At 64.0% G+C, this 17,550-nt stretch carries 19 protein-coding genes; 11 read left to right on the top strand and 8 right to left on the bottom strand.

What is annotated here, in order from left to right; translation table 11 throughout:
- Positions 1 to 63 precede the first annotated feature (63 nt).
- The gene (locus tag AC0L20_RS03875; protein WP_473287516.1) at positions 64 to 1,794 is read left to right on the top strand and encodes a methyl-accepting chemotaxis protein; all 1,731 of its coding nucleotides are present in this window, start codon (positions 64 to 66) and stop codon (positions 1,792 to 1,794) included.
- A gap of 54 nt (positions 1,795 to 1,848) precedes the next feature.
- Here AC0L20_RS03875 and AC0L20_RS03870 read toward each other — a convergent pair whose 3' ends face one another.
- A complete protein-coding gene (locus AC0L20_RS03870) occupies positions 1,849 to 2,508 on the bottom strand; it encodes a peroxiredoxin (protein ID WP_456769485.1) in 660 nt (219 codons plus the stop codon).
- Positions 2,509 to 2,900: 392 nt separating this feature from the next.
- On the opposite strand from AC0L20_RS03870, the gene AC0L20_RS03865 reads away from it, so the two are divergent.
- Positions 2,901 to 3,473 carry a hypothetical protein gene (locus tag AC0L20_RS03865; RefSeq protein WP_473287515.1) on the top strand — a complete coding sequence of 191 codons (573 nt, stop codon included), beginning with the start codon at positions 2,901 to 2,903 and terminating at the stop codon, positions 3,471 to 3,473.
- A gap of 56 nt (positions 3,474 to 3,529) precedes the next feature.
- Here the strand turns inward: AC0L20_RS03865 and AC0L20_RS03860 are convergent, their stop codons facing one another.
- The 5 genes from AC0L20_RS03860 to AC0L20_RS03840 form a co-directional block, all read right to left on the bottom strand.
- On the bottom strand, positions 3,530 to 5,395 hold the full coding sequence (locus AC0L20_RS03860; protein WP_473287514.1) for an alkaline phosphatase family protein: 1,866 nt from the start codon (positions 5,393 to 5,395) through the stop codon (positions 3,530 to 3,532).
- Positions 5,396 to 6,342: 947 nt separating this feature from the next.
- Positions 6,343 to 6,660 carry a response regulator transcription factor gene (locus AC0L20_RS03855; protein ID WP_473287513.1) on the bottom strand — a complete coding sequence of 106 codons (318 nt, stop codon included), beginning with the start codon at positions 6,658 to 6,660 and terminating at the stop codon, positions 6,343 to 6,345.
- 48 nt (positions 6,661 to 6,708) lie between these two features.
- Positions 6,709 to 7,932, bottom strand: a complete 1,224-nt coding sequence (locus AC0L20_RS03850) for an ABC transporter permease (protein WP_456769489.1) — start codon at positions 7,930 to 7,932, stop codon at positions 6,709 to 6,711.
- Complete coding sequence (locus AC0L20_RS03845; RefSeq protein WP_456769490.1) at positions 7,929 to 8,654, bottom strand: ABC transporter ATP-binding protein; 726 nt, start codon at positions 8,652 to 8,654, stop codon at positions 7,929 to 7,931. Before AC0L20_RS03845 ends, AC0L20_RS03850 begins: the two co-directional genes overlap by 4 nt.
- Entirely contained in the window at positions 8,651 to 10,078 is a 1,428-nt protein-coding gene (locus AC0L20_RS03840; protein ID WP_473287512.1) for an efflux RND transporter periplasmic adaptor subunit, read from the bottom strand. The genes AC0L20_RS03845 and AC0L20_RS03840 overlap by 4 nt, the downstream gene beginning before the upstream one ends.
- A 627-nt stretch (positions 10,079 to 10,705) precedes the next feature.
- Between AC0L20_RS03840 and AC0L20_RS03835 the strand changes: the two genes are divergently transcribed.
- The 6 genes from AC0L20_RS03835 to AC0L20_RS03810 all read left to right on the top strand — a co-directional run bounded on the left by AC0L20_RS03835 (position 10,706) and on the right by AC0L20_RS03810 (position 13,656).
- Entirely contained in the window at positions 10,706 to 11,365 is a 660-nt protein-coding gene (locus tag AC0L20_RS03835) for a response regulator transcription factor (protein ID WP_473287511.1), read from the top strand.
- 166 nt (positions 11,366 to 11,531) lie between these two features.
- Positions 11,532 to 11,933 (top strand): curlin subunit CsgB, encoded by a 402-nt coding sequence (locus AC0L20_RS03830; protein WP_456769493.1) that lies wholly within the window; start codon positions 11,532 to 11,534, stop codon positions 11,931 to 11,933.
- 119 nt (positions 11,934 to 12,052) lie between these two features.
- Complete coding sequence (locus tag AC0L20_RS03825) at positions 12,053 to 12,445, top strand: curlin (protein WP_473287510.1); 393 nt, start codon at positions 12,053 to 12,055, stop codon at positions 12,443 to 12,445.
- 32 nt (positions 12,446 to 12,477) lie between these two features.
- Positions 12,478 to 12,855: a curlin gene (locus AC0L20_RS03820; protein ID WP_473287508.1), complete on the top strand. Its 378-nt coding sequence runs from the start codon at positions 12,478 to 12,480 to the stop codon at positions 12,853 to 12,855.
- 148 nt (positions 12,856 to 13,003) lie between these two features.
- Positions 13,004 to 13,345: a curlin gene (locus AC0L20_RS03815; protein ID WP_473287507.1), complete on the top strand. Its 342-nt coding sequence runs from the start codon at positions 13,004 to 13,006 to the stop codon at positions 13,343 to 13,345.
- A gap of 20 nt (positions 13,346 to 13,365) precedes the next feature.
- Complete coding sequence (locus AC0L20_RS03810; RefSeq protein ID WP_473287506.1) at positions 13,366 to 13,656, top strand: hypothetical protein; 291 nt, start codon at positions 13,366 to 13,368, stop codon at positions 13,654 to 13,656.
- 53 nt (positions 13,657 to 13,709) lie between these two features.
- Here the strand turns inward: AC0L20_RS03810 and AC0L20_RS03805 are convergent, their stop codons facing one another.
- On the bottom strand, positions 13,710 to 13,994 hold the full coding sequence (locus tag AC0L20_RS03805) for a hypothetical protein (protein WP_377830111.1): 285 nt from the start codon (positions 13,992 to 13,994) through the stop codon (positions 13,710 to 13,712).
- 282 nt (positions 13,995 to 14,276) lie between these two features.
- Between AC0L20_RS03805 and AC0L20_RS03800 the strand changes: the two genes are divergently transcribed.
- Positions 14,277 to 14,717, top strand: a complete 441-nt coding sequence (locus AC0L20_RS03800; protein WP_473263903.1) for a hypothetical protein — start codon at positions 14,277 to 14,279, stop codon at positions 14,715 to 14,717.
- A gap of 1 nt (position 14,718) precedes the next feature.
- Here AC0L20_RS03800 and AC0L20_RS03795 read toward each other — a convergent pair whose 3' ends face one another.
- Entirely contained in the window at positions 14,719 to 15,561 is an 843-nt protein-coding gene (locus AC0L20_RS03795; RefSeq protein ID WP_473287505.1) for a GNAT family N-acetyltransferase, read from the bottom strand.
- Between the two features lie 110 nt (positions 15,562 to 15,671).
- Between AC0L20_RS03795 and AC0L20_RS03790 the strand changes: the two genes are divergently transcribed.
- On the top strand, positions 15,672 to 16,385 hold the full coding sequence (locus tag AC0L20_RS03790) for an SDR family oxidoreductase (RefSeq protein WP_473287504.1): 714 nt from the start codon (positions 15,672 to 15,674) through the stop codon (positions 16,383 to 16,385).
- 273 nt (positions 16,386 to 16,658) lie between these two features.
- The gene (locus AC0L20_RS03785; RefSeq protein WP_473287503.1) at positions 16,659 to 17,480 is read left to right on the top strand and encodes an outer membrane protein; all 822 of its coding nucleotides are present in this window, start codon (positions 16,659 to 16,661) and stop codon (positions 17,478 to 17,480) included.
- Positions 17,481 to 17,550 lie beyond the last annotated feature (70 nt).

Here is a 17,550-nt window from a genome sequence, read left to right as displayed (position 1 = left end):
CGCGTTAATGCGGCCGTAAGCCGATTGCACGAATATGCAGGAATTACAGGAGTCATTCCATTCATGTACGGACGAGCAACGGCGAAGTTTCTGCCGCAATTCAAACTTGGCACCAAGGCGCTCCTCTGCGCGGTGCTGCTGATCGCCATGAATACGGCGCTCGTGGTCGGCGCCGGCTATTGGTCGCTCAGCTCCGCTTTCAACGATCGTGCGCTCCGCGACATCGAGGTGAGCTTGCGCACGCTGGCGCTGGCCTTTGCCGAGATCGTTCCCGATGCGAAGATCACGATGCGGGATGGCGCGGTGGCGCGCGCCGAGATTCCCAAGATGCCCGACTTTAAGGATCACGCCATCGTCGATCGCGCGGTGTCCTATGTCGGCGGCAACGCCACCCTGTTCGTGTTCGACGATGCGAGCGGGCAGTTCGTGCGGCGCTCGACCAACGTGAAGAAGGAAAATGGCGACCGCGCCGTCGGGACCCAGCTGGCCGCCGATCACCCGGCGCAGGCGCTGCTGCGTCGTGGCGAGGCCTACAAGGGCCCGGCCACCCTGTTCGGCAAGTCCTTCATGACCGCGTATTTCCCGATCGCCGACGCCAGCGGCAAGGTCGCCGGCATCCTCTACGTCGGCATCCCGATGGCGCAGTTCGAGAGCATGCTGGCCCAGACGATCGAAAGCATGGCGGCTGCCGCCGGCCTCGCCGCGTTGCTGGTGCTGGTCCTGACCTTGCTGGTCGTCCGCCGTGTCACCAAGCCGCTCACCTCGGTCACGCGCTCGCTGACGGCGCTCGCCGAAGGTCAAAGCGACGTCGAGATCGATTGCGAGGATCGCGCCGACGAAATCGGCGAGATCGCCCGCACGGTCGCTGTGTTCAGGAGCAATTCGCAGGAGCGGGCGCGGATGCGCAGCGAGCAGGCGGCGGCTTCGGCTGCAGCCGCCGAGCAGCGCAAATCCGACCTGCGCAATTTCGTCGAAGAGTTCCGCGGCGGCGTCGGCGGCATTCTCGACAAGGTGCTGACGTCGTCAGGCGAATTCGAGCGCGCGGCGCGGCAGCTCACCGACACCGCGCGCTCCACCGCCGATCTGTCGGCGCGCTCGGCCGGAGCTTCCGAAAATGCCTCCGAGCACGTGCGTTCGGCGGCGTCGGCCTCGGACGAGCTGTCTCAATCGATCTCCGAAATCACCCGGCGGGTTCAGGAATCGAACGTCATTTCCGCTGAGGCCGTGCGGCAGGCCGAGGCGACCGATCAGCGCATCGCGCAGCTCTCCGAGGCGGGCGCGCGCATCGGCGATGTCGTCAAGCTGATCACCTCGATCGCCGAGCAGACCAACCTCCTGGCGTTGAACGCGACCATCGAGGCCGCGCGCGCGGGCGATGCCGGCCGCGGCTTTGCGGTGGTGGCCCAGGAGGTCAAGACGCTCGCCGGCCAGACCGCCAAGGCCACCGACGAGATCTCGAACCAGATCGCCAGCATGCAGCTTGCGACCGAGGAATCGGTTGTCGCCATCAAGGCGATCAGCCAGACCATCGAGCGTATCAGTGGCATCGCGGGCTCGATCTCGGCGGCCGTCGAGCAGCAGAAGAGCGCGACCCAGAACATCGTCGCCAGCGTTCGCGCGGCGGTATCGGGCACGGCCGATGTCGCCGTCAACGTCCGTCAGGCCGCCGAGGGTGCGAACGAGACGGGTGAGACGTCCAGCCGGATGTTTGCCTCCGCCCAGGCGTTGTCGGGCGAGAGCCTGCATCTGAAGGCCGAGGTCGAGGGCTTCCTCGAACGCGTGCGCGCGGCGTAAGAGCTGACATCGTCATCCGGAGCGATGCCGACGCATCGCCCCGGATGACAGTTTTTATTTCGGCTGCGGCACGATCCGGATGTAGGGCTTCGGCTCCTTCCAGCCCTGCGGATAGATCGTCTTGGCCTCGTCATTGGAGACCGAGCCCGCGATGATGACGTCGTCACCCTGCGACCAGTCGGCCGGGGTGGCGACCCGGTGCTTGGCGGTGAGCTGGAGCGAGTCGATGACGCGGAGGATCTCCTGGAAGTTCCGGCCCGTCGTCATCGGATAGACCAGCACCAGCTTGATCTTCTTGTCCGGCCCGATGACGAAGACGTTCCGAACAGTCTGGTTGTCGGCGGCGGTGCGGACAAGGGGATCGCCTGAGATGGCAGCCGGCAGCATGCCGTAAAGCTTGGAGACGTTGTAATCGGTATCGGCAATCATCGGGAAGTTCGGCGCCGCGCCTTGCGTCTCCTTGATGTCCTCCGACCATTTGGAATGGCGATCGACCGGATCGACCGAGAGGCCCATCAGCTTGACGCCGCGCTTGTCGAATTCCGGCTTCAGCTTGGCGAGCGCACCGAGCTCGGTCGTGCAAACCGGCGTGAAGTCCTTGGGGTGCGAGAACAGCAGCGCCCAGCTATTGCCGATCCAGTCGTGGAACTTGATCTTCCCTTCGGTGGTCTCGGCTTCGAAGTCGGGGGCTGTGGCGCCGATCGGAAGTGTCATGGTTCTACCTCATGCTATTGAATTTACTTAGGAATTCATCTTTGACCGTTATGACCATTATAGGGTCTCCGCGATCCCAAGTGAACGCTAACTGAACCGCTTCAAGTAAAATGTGAATTCCTTCTTTGAAGGCCTGATTTCCTAGCACCTTTTTGTTACAGCGGCGCCTGCGGCGAAACATCTCCACCGGGGCTATACGGGTGCGATTGCCCCGAGAAAGCCTTTTATGACTTCCATCACGCTCGCCCGTCGCTTCCCAGAACCAAACTGGTCCTGACAGCGACCAATTGGCAACTATCTCAAAAAGTCGCGCTCCCCGTACCGAATCATTAACCACCCCTTTACGCCGGCATGAAAATGCTGGCCGATCAGAAGAAATCTGGAAGTGAACTATGTCTGCCGCTGCGCATAAGTCTGTTGAGTCGCCGTCCCTCGAACCGTCCTGCCGCGATACCGCGGCCCATGCACTGACCATCGTGCGCGACGGCGTGATCACGGGCGAAGGCCCGACCACCAAGGGAAGGGTGCATTTCTCCCGCTCGCTCGATGCCGATGACGCCGCCTGGTGCGTCCGCATTCTCACCGCCTCGGCTGTCAACGACCAGCCGGTCAGCCGTGCTGAAGCCGAAGCGCTGTTCGAGATCAACGAAGCTGCGACCGAGCGCACCGATGGTGGCCGGTTCGACGATTTGCTGGCCAAGGCGGTCGCCCATTATGCGGCGAGCGCCTCCGGCCTGAAGGTACCGCCGCGCAGCGTGGCGCTGTCGGCCGAGTCCGATATCGAGGGCTGGGCGCCGTCCTATGCCTCCAAGGTCAACAGCGAAATGCTGGAGTGGATCGCCGGCCAGATGCGCGGCAAGCGCCACAACAACCGTCGCCTGATGGCGATGGTGGCGACCTTCCTGGGCGCCACCGCGCTGCCTCTGGTGGGCCAATTGCCGAACGTGTTCGACATCGGCATGTAAGATTTTGGGCATGTAAGATTTTGGGCCTCTCACGAGGACGCATCTGAACGGCGGGGTTACTTCCCCGCCGTTTTTTGTTTGCCGGTGTCCAACTCGAGGCCGAGCGTGCGGCCCGGGAAACCGGCAGTGTCGAAATAGCGCTGGCTGCCGACGCGCTGGAAGTTCAGCACGGTCTGAAGGCCGTTCTCGGACTTCTTCGACTTCTCGACCCCCTTGTACGCCTTCGGAACGACGCCATTGGGCAACGCCTCCGACATCACACGGCCGACGAGGCCGCCGTTCTGCGATGCGCGCAGGCCGAGGAGCTGGGCGGCGGTCATGCCGACGTCGGCATTGCTGACCGGGATATCGCTGACATAGCCGGCTTTGAAGTCCGGACCGATCGCGGCCATGAAGTTCATGGTGTCGCCGCGGCTGAAGCTGCCATGCATGCCCTGGCCCTGGCGCAGTACGGTGTCGGCGACCTGCACCGAGCAGTTGGTCGGCGCCTCGCCGCAATCGCTGGCATAGGAGCGGAAGTTGACGACGATCGCCGGCGTCGGCGTCGCCGCCTTGCCGCGCAGGTTGATGCTCGACAGCGGCAGGGTGCCGGGGAAGCGGCCGAGCGAGTCGTCGACGAACAGGCCGGAGACGTAATCCTGCTCGAGCAGCAGCTTGATGGTCCTGGCCGCCAGCTTCTTGTCCTTGTTCGGCAGATAGATCAGGTCGGAGCCGCCATTGGTGGCGACGACGAGATCGGGCTTTTCCGGATCCTTGCCGAGCACGCCGTTGCCGGCCTTGGGGTGCTTGTTGCCGTCGACCTTGGCGTTCTTGTCGTTAGGATCGAACAGCGGCAGCTCGAGCGCCTTGGCAAGGTCGAGCGCCAGGAAGCCCATCGGCAAAAAGTCCTTCGGCGTGTCGTCATAGCTGACCTTGGCCGAGGGGCTGGTCTTGCTTTCCTTGGAGATGGTCGAGAAGCCGTGGTCGGCCTGGACCATGATGTTGGTGTTTGCGGCAAGGCCGAGCTCGTCCAGCGCCTTGCGGAGCTGGGCGAGATTGTTGTCGGCATTCTTGATGCCGGCCATCGAGGTCGGCCCGTTGATGCCGGGCATGATCTGGTTGAGGCTGTCGCCGGTGTTGTGCTGACTGCCGTCGGGGTCGCGCGACCAGAACACCAGCACGAACGGCTTGTTGCGGGCCTTGAACATCGGCAGCACGACCTTTGCGGCGACGTCGGCGAAATAGGCCTGCTGGGCGACGTTGGCGACGGTCGTGCCGGGCGTCTTGGCATCGCCCGCCTTGGAGTTGTCGCCGCGCGGCGGCGTGGCGAGGGGCAGGCCGGCCTTGGTGAGAGCGGCCTTGATCTCGTCCGACAGCGCCACGCCATTTTTGCCGCCGGTGGCGTCGTCGAACACGACCGAATGCAGGCCGGCCTTTTCGGGCTTGTCGGTGTGGTCGAACTGATAGGTCGGACCATGCTTGCCGAGCGCGGCGGTGCTGTAGCCCTTGTCCCGCGCCAGCTTCAGGATCGTGTCTTCGTTGAGATAATCGCCCTTGAAATGCTCGTCGATGTCGCCGAGCACGGCGTCGTTCTCGATGAAGGGGACCACGGTGTCGCCAGCGGGCACCGAGGTGTAGTTGGTCCAGATCGTGTTGGAGAACACGCCGGTATCGCCGAGATAATGGCCGGTCGACATCGCCGAGCCGTTGGCCATGGTGAAGGTCGGGAACAGCGAGTGCGAGTTCTTGAAATTGACACCCTTATCGCGGATTTCGGCCATTGCGGGGGCAGTCTCGGGTGTGACCTTCAGCGCCCGCAGACCGTCCGGAATGAACAGGATCAGGTTACGGGGCGTGTTGTTCTCTGCGGAGGCAGGTCCGGTCGAAAGTCCGGCGGACAACACTGTCAGTCCGGCTGACAGCAACACCAGTGAACGGCGCATCAAAATCTCTCCCTGCGAGGCGGCTTGGCCGCCAACCGCGGCCCCCGGCTTCGTTTAGTTTCGCTGCATGACGGTTTTGTTACAAGAGCGGAGCGCCATGCAAAGAAGGGTAGGGACGGTCCGCGTGTCCCGGACGCGCTGTAGCGCACGGCCAAGAGGCGTTGCGCAGCGTCCGGGGCACGAGACAGGAGTTTTGGCGGGCAGCTGCTTCAGCATCGTCATTGCGAGCGCAGCGAAGCAATCCAGAATCTTTCCGCGGCGGCAGACTGGATTGCTTCGCTGCGCTCGCAATGACGGAGTGTAGGCAAGCGCGTCGCTCTTTAAATTCGCATCTCACTCGCAGACACACCTTCGCCATCTCGCGGCTTGTTCGCCCGAGCTTTGCTTCGTCGTCTCACCCTCAATTGAAAGAGGGCGCAGGGAAGACCGGGTGCCGGCTGGCACCCACGGTCCACTGTGCGAGATTGTCGTAAGAACAATGCACAGCGGCATACAGGTGAAGCCCAACACACGGCCTTCCCTGCGCAGTGGCTTTACGGCTTATGTCGCGCTCTCCCCGGGGAGCGATGCACTATTGCCCCCGTCGCCTTGCGGATGGCTGACGCGCGGGCCCGGTTGAGCCATCACATCACCGCAACGCTTGACGCACAGACCCCGGGCGTCAGGACCACACGATTTTGCCGTACGCCGATCACACCGGTCGTGTGCGCGACACTCTCGCTCACGGTTGCCCGCCCTGCGAAGCCTTCGCGCCGATGTGACTAACGTCCACCGCCGTCCGGCCCGCGTTCGTGACGATCGCGATACGCCCCTCTTCCTTGGGCCGGAGTGAGGAATTGCTAACAAAAATCCGAATTCTAATAAAGAGAAATATTTTGTCGCCGGTCCGTTGACCCCGGACTTGGGTGTTTCGCCCGAAATGACGCAAGGGATTGTGGCGGGCGCGGTCAATCCGGCGACGTCGGCACCGGCGTATTCTGCACGACTGCCTTGGCCGGCGCGGTCGTCGCGGGATTGCGGCCGCCATTGGCCAGGTTGCGGCGAAGCGATGGCGGCGCCGCCTGCAGCGCAAAGATGATCGCGATCTGGGTCCGGTTCTGGAGGCGGTATTTGCGCATGATGTTGCCGATATGCGCCCGCACCGTGTTCTCCGAGATCTTGAGCTCGTAGGCGATGTTCTTGTTCTGCATTCCGCGTGCGATCAGCATCATCAGGTCACGCTCGCGTGGCGTTGGTGTGATCGAATGTTTCGGATCCGGACTCATGACTGCTCCTCCGTGGCCTTTGGTCGATGCGAACACTCCAGCATGTTCTCACTCCGTCTTGAGTGCCTCGATCGGACTGAGCTTGGATGCCTTGTGTGCAGGATAAAAACCGAAGATCAGGCCGGTCGCGATCGAGAAGGCGAGGGCAAGGCCGATCGCCTGGCCGTCGATCGAGGTGATCCATCCTGCCATGCGAGCCACCGTCATCGAGAGCGTGACGCCGGCACCGACGCCGATCGCGCCGCCGAGCAGGCAGAGCACGAGCGCCTCGCAGAGAAACTGAAGACGGATGTCCCGCATCCGCCCGCCAAGCGCGCGGCGGATGCCGATTTCGCGCGTGCGCTCTGTGACCGACACGATCATGACGTTCATGATGCTGATGCCGCCAACGAGCAGCGAGACCGAGGCGATGGCGACGAGCAGGAGCGCGACGGTGCGGATCGCTCCTTGCTGCGCTTCCATGGCGGCGGCGGGATCCTGGACCTTGAAGTCGTCCTCCTGCCCAGCGGGGATACGGTGGCGCTGCCGCAGCAGGTTTTCGATCTCGGTTCGCGCCCCGGCCATCTGTCCGTCCGCAGCCACCTTGGCGATGATGTAGGCGACCGAATCCCGGTTGATGTTGCTTGCACTGCCGAGGAAGCGCAGCTTGGCGGTGGTGAGCGGCACGAAGGCGACGTCATCCTGCGCCGGTCCCTTGCGATCGAGAACGCCGACCACTTCGAGCGGCACCTTCATGATCCTGATCTGTGCGCCGATCGGGTCCTCGCCGGGCGCGAACAGCTCATGCGCCACCGTGCTGCCGAGGATCACGACCTTGCCGGCGCCGGCCTCCTCGGTGCCGGAAAAATAGCGCCCGGTCGCAAGCTGCCAGTCGCGCACCATGAAGTGCCCGGTCGTCGTCCCGTTGATCGTCGTGTTCCAGTTCTTGCTCTCGTGGATGATTTGGGCCGTTCCGGCAATCGAGCCGGCCGCGGCCTGGATCTCGGGGATCTGCTCGAGGATCGCCTGCACGTCGCTCTCGGTCATGGTCAGCTTGCTGCCATCCTTGAGACGCACGCCGCCCTGGTACACCGCGCCGGGGTTGATCATCAGCACATTGGCGCCGATCGAGCGGATCTGCTCCTGGAGGCGAAGCTGCGCGCCGGATCCGATCGCAAACACGGTCACGATGGAGGCGACGCCGATCACGATGCCGAGCATGGTGAGGATGCTGCGCAATGGATTGAGGCGCAAGGCGTGCAAAGCGATCTGAAAGCCCTGGAGCATCGTCATGGCGCAGCGCTCCGTTTCGGCAGGATCGGGGCCGGCGTTTCGTCAGCGACGAGCTCGCCGTCGTGCAGGCGAATCGTGCGCCGGCAGTGGGTCGCGATCCCAGGATCATGCGTGATCATCACGATGGTCTGGCCGGTCCGGTTGAGCGCGGCGAACAGGGCCAGGATCTCGGCGCCGGTACGGCTGTCGAGCGCGCCGGTCGGCTCGTCGGCGAGCACGATCAGCGGGGAGGCGATCAGTGCCCGCGCGATCGCGACGCGCTGCTGCTCGCCGCCCGAGAGCTGCCGCGGGAAGTGGTGGGCCCGGTGCACCATGCCGACGGCCTCCAGGCTCTGTTCGGCGCGGGCCAGACGTTCCTTGCGGCCGATGCCGCAATAGACCAGGGGCAGCGCGACGTTCTCAATCGCATTGTGGCGCGCGAGCAGATTGTAGGACTGGAATACGAAGCCGATGCTGCGGGCGCGCAGGGACGACCGGTGGTCTTCCGAGAGGTCGGCGACGTCCGCTCCCTCGAGATAGAGCGCGCCCTCGCTCGGCAGGTCGAGCAGCCCGATCATGTTCATCAGCGTCGATTTTCCCGAGCCGGATGGTCCCATCACCGCGACGATCTCGCCTCGTTCGATGTCGAAGCTGACATTGCGCACCGCGGCCACCGCCACGCCGTCGGCGCGATAGGTCCTGGAGACCGACTGCAGGCTGATGAGGGGCGGGTGGGCTGTCATGATCCGAACCTGATGCCGAGAAATTCCATGCCGGCCGGCCGGATGGCCTGACCCACGGCGACCTGGCTGCCCTCGACGAGGTCTCCGCTCCTGAGCGCGACCTGTTCGGTGCCGGCTGCGCCGACGGTGACGGGAATACGCCGGAGTGAGCCGCTTGCGGTGCGTGCCCACACTCCGCTGCGCGCCGCGGCATCCGGCTGCGTGCCGGAGGGCTGGAAGCGCAAAGCGGCAAGCGGCACTTTCAGCACGTCGTCCTGCCGCTCGATCACGATCTTCACCAGGGCCGTCATGCCGGGCAGCAGCGCGCCGTCGAGATTGGAAGTCGCCAGGACAACGGTGTAGGTCACGACGTGCTGCTGGTTCTGCGGCGCCTTGCGCACCTGCCGCACCACGGCCTCGAAACGGCGGTCCGGGTAGGCGTCCACCGTGAAATGGGCGCGCTGGTCGGGGGCGATGCGCCCGATATCGGCTTCGTCGACCTGGGCGTGAATTTCCATGTCCTCGAGTCGGTGCGCGACCACGAACGTGGTGCGCGATTCCAGTCCGACCGCGAGCGTCTGGCCCTCGTTGACGAACCTGCCGACGACGACGCCGTCGATCGGCGAGCGGATCACGGTGCGGTCGAGATCGGCCTGGGCCGCAGCGAGAACGGCCGCCTTCTCCGGCACGGCCATTCGTGCCTGCTGCAATTCCGCCTCGATCCGGCGGATATCGGCCTGCGCGCCCTCGACTGAGTAGGCGTTCAGGGACATGAGGACTTCGGCCTCGCGCTCTTGGGCAAGCCTCGCGGTGAACTCCGTCTGGGCGTCATCCACCGCCGTTACCGCCACGACGTTTTGTGACTGGAGTGCCAGCTTGCGCTGCAAGGTCTTCTGCGCCGACGCCTTGACCGCCTGCGCGCTGTCGAGCTTGGCCACGAGGACGTCTCTGCTGCCCCTGGCGTTTTGCAGATCGATCCTGGCGCGGTCGAGCTTGGCCCGCTCGATGTCGACAAAGGAGTTCGCCACCGCCACCGCCGCCCTGGCTTCGTCGACCTTGGCCGCAAAGCTGCGCGGATCGATCAGGGCGAGCGGCTGATCCTTGGTGACGGTGTCGTTGAAATCGACATAGACGCGGGCGAGCTGCCCGGACAGCTGGGAACCGACCTCGATCGTCTTGACCGGCTGCAGGGCGCCGGTGACGGTGATGGTCTGCTCGATACTGCCGCGCTGGATCGAGGCATAGCGGAATACGGGGGCGTCCGATCCGAAGCTTCGTGCTTCCGGCCCGACAGGTTTGAGCAGCCGTTGGGTCGATTCGTAGGCGCGGGCCGCTTTCTGAGCCGCGGCCCCGGCCGCGTCGCCGATGACGGCCGGCCCCGCGGCGTAGACCGTGGCGAGGCCACATGCAGTTCCGAGCAAGGCAATAACTGGCACAAATCGCATATCAAAAACCCGCCTCTTGAAATGGCATCGTTGGCGGCACGGAGAAAGATCGCGCTATGGTTGTAAATCTCAGAAAACGCAGTCGATCGTCAGTGTGTCGCCGCTGCCGGGGCGTCGGTCGGGTGCGCTTGATGATCCAGAAGTAAAGTCTGCGGGGTGCTATCTTTCGTGACTTGCCGGAAATGCATACGGAGCGTATCGATATGATGCGCGCGGTATCGAACTCGACAAGCTGACTGAACGTCCCGTCTGCTCTGGCCGAAGCGGCCAGCACCCGGCGTTCAAGTCGGCACGTGGGTGGCGACGCCATGACGCAGCCGGCGATACCGAAGTTCCGACGCCAGATCGTCGTATTCCCGGTCGTCGTATTCCCGATCGCCGCATTGTCGATATCGCGCCTCGCCATGATGCCGCAGCTCGCGAGGGCGAATCCCCGCAATCACGAAACCCGATATGTGAACACCTTCACTCGTCTTGAACGGGTGTTGGCCCTAAGACGTCGAAGCGGCGGATCGGAGCGACTCGCCCGGTCCCCGCGAATTCATCCAAGCACCTTGATCTCGCTTGCAAGAAGAATGGATGGCTCGTTGCTTGTTCATCGAGCCCCAAGCCGGGGAGCCCGTTGCCATGAGTTCAGGTCAAGCTACAGTTTATATCATTGACGACGAAATTCAGATTCGAACTGCGATAGGAAGTCTCTGCGAGGAGACCGGGCATCAGGTAAAATTGTTTGCATCGACGGACGAGTTCGTCGCTGACAGTATTTCGAGCGGACCTTCATGCCTCGTGCTCGACGTCCGCTTTCCCGGCACCGCGCCGACCGGCCTCGAGCTTCAGCGTCGGCTCGCCGAGACCGGCGTGCTCATCCCGATCGTTTTCATCAGCGGCCATTCCGACGTCCGCGTCTCGGTCGAGGCCATGAAGCGCGGCGCAGTCGAATTTCTTCCAAAACCCTTTCGCGAGCAGGAGATCCTCGACGCGATCAGACACGGCATCGAGCGCGACCGCAGGCGGCTCGAACGCGAAGACAGCGTGCGCGAAGCGCGCCAGCGCGTCGAGACGCTGACCGCGAGGGAGCGCGAGATCATGCTGTTGATGGCCGAAGGTCTCGTCGCCAAGCAGATCGCGGCGAGGCTCGGGGTGAGCGAAGTGACGGCCAAGGTCCATCGCACCAGGATGATGCGAAAGCTGGAGCTTCGCTCGCCGATCGAGGTGGTGCGGTTGGTCGACAGCATGGGACGCGAAGACGAGACGGCACGAACCGCCGCGGGCCAACCGTACAGCTAGTGCCGCGGGCCCCAAGGCATCGCGCAACGTCTAGTCCGTACCGATTAGCATGAACTGCAGTCTGTCGCACGCAGCACGATCGGTTCAAAGTCTGTCCTGCGATGTCGGCCTCCTCCAAGACGGCATCCGAACCCCAGTCAGAGATCTTAGCCAGAAAGGATATTCCATGCGCAAATTGTTTTTTGCTTCCGTTGCAGTGCTCGCCCTGTCCTCCGCCGCGCAGGCCGCCAATACCTCGACCACGGTGCAAGTGGGCGTCGTGAACGGTTCCAGCGTCTCGCAGCAGGGCCTCACCAACGACACCTCGTCGACCAGCCAGCTCGGCATCATCAACAGCGCGACCACGATGCAGGGCACCAGCGCGGCCTCGCTCAACAACGGCAGCACGGTCAACCAGGTCGGCGTGCAGAACTCGGCGACGACCGGCCAGGTGGCGTTCGGCAACAACGGCAGCGCGATCACCCAGAACTCGTTCGGGCCTGCGCCGCTCCAGAACAACGCCGCCGCCGTCGGACAGCTCAGCGTGTTCGGCGTCAACGGCAGCACCGTCTCGCAGACGGCGCACTAAGCCAGCCCCGTTTGGCCGGACGCGTCAACTGCGGCGCGTCCGCGCCATCCTTGAAAGTACCGCCTCGGGCCGGACGACTCGGTGAGAGCTTGTCCGCCGACTTTCGCGGAGGAAATGTCATGCATCAAAAATATCTCGTTGCCACGATCGTCGCGTTCAGCTTGCTGAGGGTTGTTGATGCCCAAGCCGGCAATTCGGCCAGCGTGCTGCAATTCGGCACCACCAACAACTCCTTCATCTCGCAGAGTGGCGGCACCAACAACAGCGCCACCACGATGCAATTCGGCGCGACCAATACTGCGACCACGTTGCAGACGGGCTCGCTCCTCACCGTCAACACCTCGGTGATCGGACAGGGCGGCACGACCGCGACGGCGTCCAACACCGCGTTACTCGGCCAGGCCGGTGGCTCCAATTCGAGCTTGATCGGCCAGATCGGCGCGAACAACGCGGCGGCCGTCGGACAGCTCGGAATCCTGAACGGCTCGACAATTTTGCAGCAGACTCCTTGATCGCAAATCCATTTTCAGTCGCGAGGCAAGTCATGAGACATTTTTCCGGCGCCGCGTGTGGCGCATTCCTCACCTTGTGTTGCATGGGCGCCGGATCGGCCGGTGCGCAGACCGCCGACATCAAGACCATCGTGTCGCTCGGCGGCCCGCCCGTCGTGCTGAACCAGACCAGCCAGCTCAATATGGCGGGCGTGTTCATGATCGGCGGTAGCACCAGCGCGACCGTCACCCAAAACGGCACGAACAACGCGACCGGAATCCTGCAATTCGGCGGGACGACGTCGGCATCGGTCGGGCAGGCGGGCGTGAACAATGTCGCGTTTGTCGGCCAGGCCGGCCAGTCCACCAGCAGTTTCCTGTCCCAGTTCGGTGCGTTCAACTCGGCGACTGTTGTCCAGAATAGCCATTGAGCCGGGCGCGACCTCGTCGTCAGAAATGTAATGGGGGCAAGCGATGAAATGCGCTAGGCTACTCCTGGCATTGGCGGCATTGTTCGCCGTCAGCGTCGCGTCCGAGGCATCCGCCGGATCCGTCCAGCGCGGCGTAACGAACCGGAACGTGAGCATCGAAACGGTCGTGCAGTTCGGCAACAATGTCCAGCCGGTCACGATCGAAGAGAACAGCCGCATCAATATCGCGCGTGTCATCCAGATCGGTGGCACGGGGACGGTCGATGCGACGATCATCCAGAACGGCACGCGAAATTATGTCGATGTGATCCAGGTGGGTGGCACCACCAATGTGGCGATCGGTCAGTCGGGCGTGAGCAACATTGCCGATATCACCCAGGTCGGCACTTCCACCAACGCCCTTCTGCTCCAGATCGGAGACATGAACACGGGAACGGTGCGACAATTCGGGCACTTCAACTGGCTGTCGATATTTCAGTTCAACCGGTGATCGAGAAGGCGAGGTGCAATATGAGGTTCATCGCGCTTGCAGCGGGAACGAGCATCATGATGGCAATGACAGCGGGGCCGGCCGGAGCCGGCGAGTCAGGTGACGGCCATACGACCGTAGTTCAGGATGACAACGGCACGTCCGTCATCACCCAGAGCGGCGATCCGGCGCAGGCCGAGGTCAAGATCGAGAAGGAGCCTGGGCGCACCACGGTCTATCGCCGCAGCGGTGGCAACACCGCCATCGTGACGCAGGGCACTGGAAATGCACAGGATATGCTGGACTGGCTGCGCAAGCAGCAGGGCCGCTGACGCACGAAGGCCCATCGTCCGTGATGGACGATGGGCCACATCGCAAGCGGGCGTTACCAGCTGCGATAGACGCCGGTCAGCGTGCCGTTGTTGTTGCCCTCCGGGCCGACATCGCCCTGCGTCGAGCTCGGCGCCGGATGGTTGGTGCCGTTGAGCGCACCGTATGGTCCAGCGACATCCGGATAGTACGCGCGGGGCTGAACCGGCTGGTAGGCCGGGGCGGTGCGGTCCCATCCCGCGCGCGATCCGTTCCAATCATAGCCCTGGGCCGAGGCGGCCGTCGTGCCCGCGACGAGTGAAGCCGTGATCAGGCAGAGGAGTTTCGACTTGTTCTGCATTGGAGATGCTCCTTGCTGGTGTCGGGAGCCAACGACCGCAGTGCGGGAGCGTTCCGGGCGTTGTCGGCCGAAGCGATCAACTCCGATCAACTGGTTATGAAGTCCGTTTTCCCGGAACACGAGCGACATCAGCCGGAATACCGGGCGTCTTGCCGCAGCTTGTTCCCCGTTAATGCCGTGCCTTAACCAATAATTAATTATACGTTTGCGGGTGGGCGACAGCCCGGCCTAGCGTGTCGTGGGGAGCCGCTATCCGCGAAGCCAAACGAGTTGGTGCGTATCATGATGTCCAGATCATTTGGGGCGTTGCTCGCCTCACTCAGCGCAGCCGCGCTGCTCCTTGCCCCCAGCGACAGTTTTGCCCGACCCGGCGGCGCCGTCGCACATGCCGCCACGCCTTCCGGTCCGGCGGCGCGTCCGCCGATTGCGCCGGGCGCCAGGTTCCGTGGCCGCAACACGCCCTGGGTCTACTGGCCGGGCGGCGGCGGGTTCTACTATGACAATGCAGGTTACGGCCAGCCTTTCGCCGAGACCGCCCAACCCGTATCGAACGACGTGCGCTACACCTATACGTACGACGTTCCCTGGGATTGGACGCATCGCTTCCCGCCGAACGTGGTGCCGTCCGATCGGCCCTACGTGCCGAGCTGTCCGACGGAGCAGGTGACTGTGCCCGGCCGCGGCGGCGGCGAGCACACCGTCAACATCATGCGCTGCTACTGAGCTAGCCCAGCTCGAAACTGGTCACGCCGAAGACGCGGCCGATCCGCAGCGGCGCGATCGGTCCGGTGTACATCCGTGCCGTCTCGAACACCGGCTTCAGCCCGAGCGATTCCACGAGCGCAATCGCCTCGCGATTGATGGCGGGGACGTCGAGGAAGATTTCGCCGCCGTTTGCGCTTTCCAGCAAGGCCTGCGCGATCGCCTCCGCCGCCGCGCGGTCGTCGGCGACGAGCGGGCCGATCTTGCGGCCGGTGCGGCACGGCCGGATCACACCCCATGCGGCGAGCTTGCCGTCGCGCAGCAACGCGCGGCCGACATGTCCTGATGTGCCGATCCAGGCACGCAGGAAGGCACTGCGCGGAGCCGGGAACACCGCGGCATCGTCGGCTTCAACGAGCGCGAACGGGATCGTGTCGAGCGCAACGATTTCGGCGGGCGGCCGCGGTGGGGCGGCGACGATGCCGCCATAGCGGACATTGGCGTAAGCCAGCTGGAAGCCGGACTTTCTGTAATTGCTCTGCTGCGCCACCACGCCGTCGAGGCCGATCACGCGAGCGCCCGCATGCGCGATCGCCGCGTTCCAGATGCGCAGGCCGTGGCCTCTGTCGCGAAAACCCGATCGCACGATGTAGAAGCCGAGAAACGCGAAGCGATCGTCGTAATTGACGCAGGAGACGGTCGCGACCGGTTCGCCATCGATCTCGCCGACGAAGAAGCCATGCGCGTCCGGAATCGAGAAACAGTCCGTGTCGGACAGGCCCGGATTCCAGCCCTCCGCCGCGGCCCACTCGACGGCCATGGCGATCTCCTCGGGACGCAAATTGCGGATCTGCAAATCACTCATCCTTCAAGTCGCTTTCGACGGTGGACCTTTCGGCTGGTCCGGCGGTAGAAGGCCTCATGATAGGCGGGGCCCGCGGCTCGCCTCAACGATATCACAGAGGATGATCGGTCATGGCAGCAGAGATGGCAGAGAAGGTCGCACTCGTGACCGCCGGCGGCAGCGGCATGGGGGCAGGAGCTGCGCGTCGGCTCGCAGCCGACGGCTTTCGTGTCGCCATCCTGTCCTCCTCCGGCAAGGGCGAGGCGCTGGCAGCCGAGCTCGGCGGATTGGGGATCACCGGTTCCAACAAGTCGAACGACGATCTGAAGCGGCTTGTCGACGGGGCAATGGCCAAATGGGGACGCATCGACGTGCTCGTCAACAGCGCGGGCCATGGCCCCCGCGCGGCGATCACGGAGATCACCGACGAGCAATGGCACACCGGCCTCGACACCTATCTGCTCAACGTGATCCGTCCGACCCGGCTGGTGATGCCCATCATGCAGGCGCAAAAGGGCGGCGCCATCATCAACATCTCGACCGCCTGGGCCTTCGAGCCGAGCGCGATGTTTCCGACCTCTGCAGTGTTCCGCGCCGGCCTTGCCGCCTTCACCAAGATCTTCACCGACACCCATGCCGCCGACAACATCCGCATGAACAATGTGCTGCCGGGCTGGATCGACAGCCTGCCGCAGCTGGATGCACGCCGCGACAGCGTGCCGATGCGGCGCTACGGCAAGGTCGAGGAGATCGCCGCGACGATCTCGTTCCTGGCGTCCGACGGCGCGGCCTACATCACGGGACAGAACATCCGTGTCGACGGCGGACTGACGCGTTCGGTCTGAGCGGCGGGGATTCGAATCGCGTTTCGCGCCCTTGTCGCGATGCGACGGCGGACGTGCGTCGTGCGCCACGGAGCAGGGATGACTCGTGGCCCCTCGGTCACACCCGTCGCGCGTTCGCGCGCCGCACGGCCCGCACTACGTCACAGTCCCTATGAACTTCGCTGCAGCCCAAGACGGCAAGCAGTCCACGCCCTATGCCCGATCTGCGCCGGACAACTTCCGCCCGCGCGCATTCGAAACGCGAGATTAATCGCGTGAGGCAAGGAGACTGGAATGAAGAAGTTTTTGCTGGCGGTTGCCGCGGTTGTCTTGGGCTCCGCATCCGTGCAGGCGGCCGACCTCGCGGCGCACTACACCAAGGCGCCGATGATGGCGACGGCCTACAACTGGACCGGCTTTTACGTCGGCGGCAATGTCGGTGGGCAGTGGGGCAGCGCCGATCTGGCCACCTCGACCGCGTTCGCTCCCGCCGGCTATTTCGCGGACACCAGTGTTACTGCGATTGCGGCAGTCGGCGCCCAGCGCGTCAACAGCTCCAGCGTCACGGGCGGTCTCACCGCCGGCTACAACTGGCAGGTCAACAATGCCGTGCTCGGCCTAGAGGGCGACATCAACCATTTCGGCTTCAAGGGCAGTGCGACGGGTTCGGCGCTCTATCCCTGCTGCGCGCCGACCGGCTTCACCGTGTCGTCGTCAGTCTCGGCCGATTGGCTCGCCACCATCCGCGGCCGCATCGGCTTCCTCGCGGCTCCGACCTGGCTGCTCTACGCCACCGGCGGCGCGGCCATCGCCGAGGTGAAGGGCAACTTCAACTTCACCGACACGTTCGCCGCCGCGACCGAGTCGGCCGCGATCCGCGACACGCGGGTCGGCTGGACCGCAGGTGTGGGCACCGAATATGCCGTCGGCGGCGGCTGGTCGCTCAAGGCGGAATATCTCTACGTCGATCTCGGACGGAGCACCGTGACCAGCACCAATCTGCTTGGCGGCGCGTTTCCGACCAACGTCTTCACCCATTCGGTCGATCTCAAATCGAACATCGCGCGCGTCGGCGTGAACTACAAGTTTGGCGGACCCGTCGTCGCCAGGTACTGAGCTTCATCCCGTTCCTGATCTGGCGTGGAAAGCCCCGGCTCAGCCGGGGCTTTCTGTTTTAAGGGATGTG

It is taken from the genome of Bradyrhizobium sp. Kon58 (assembly GCF_055807455.1).
This window is presented reverse-complemented; position numbering and strand designations above follow the sequence as displayed.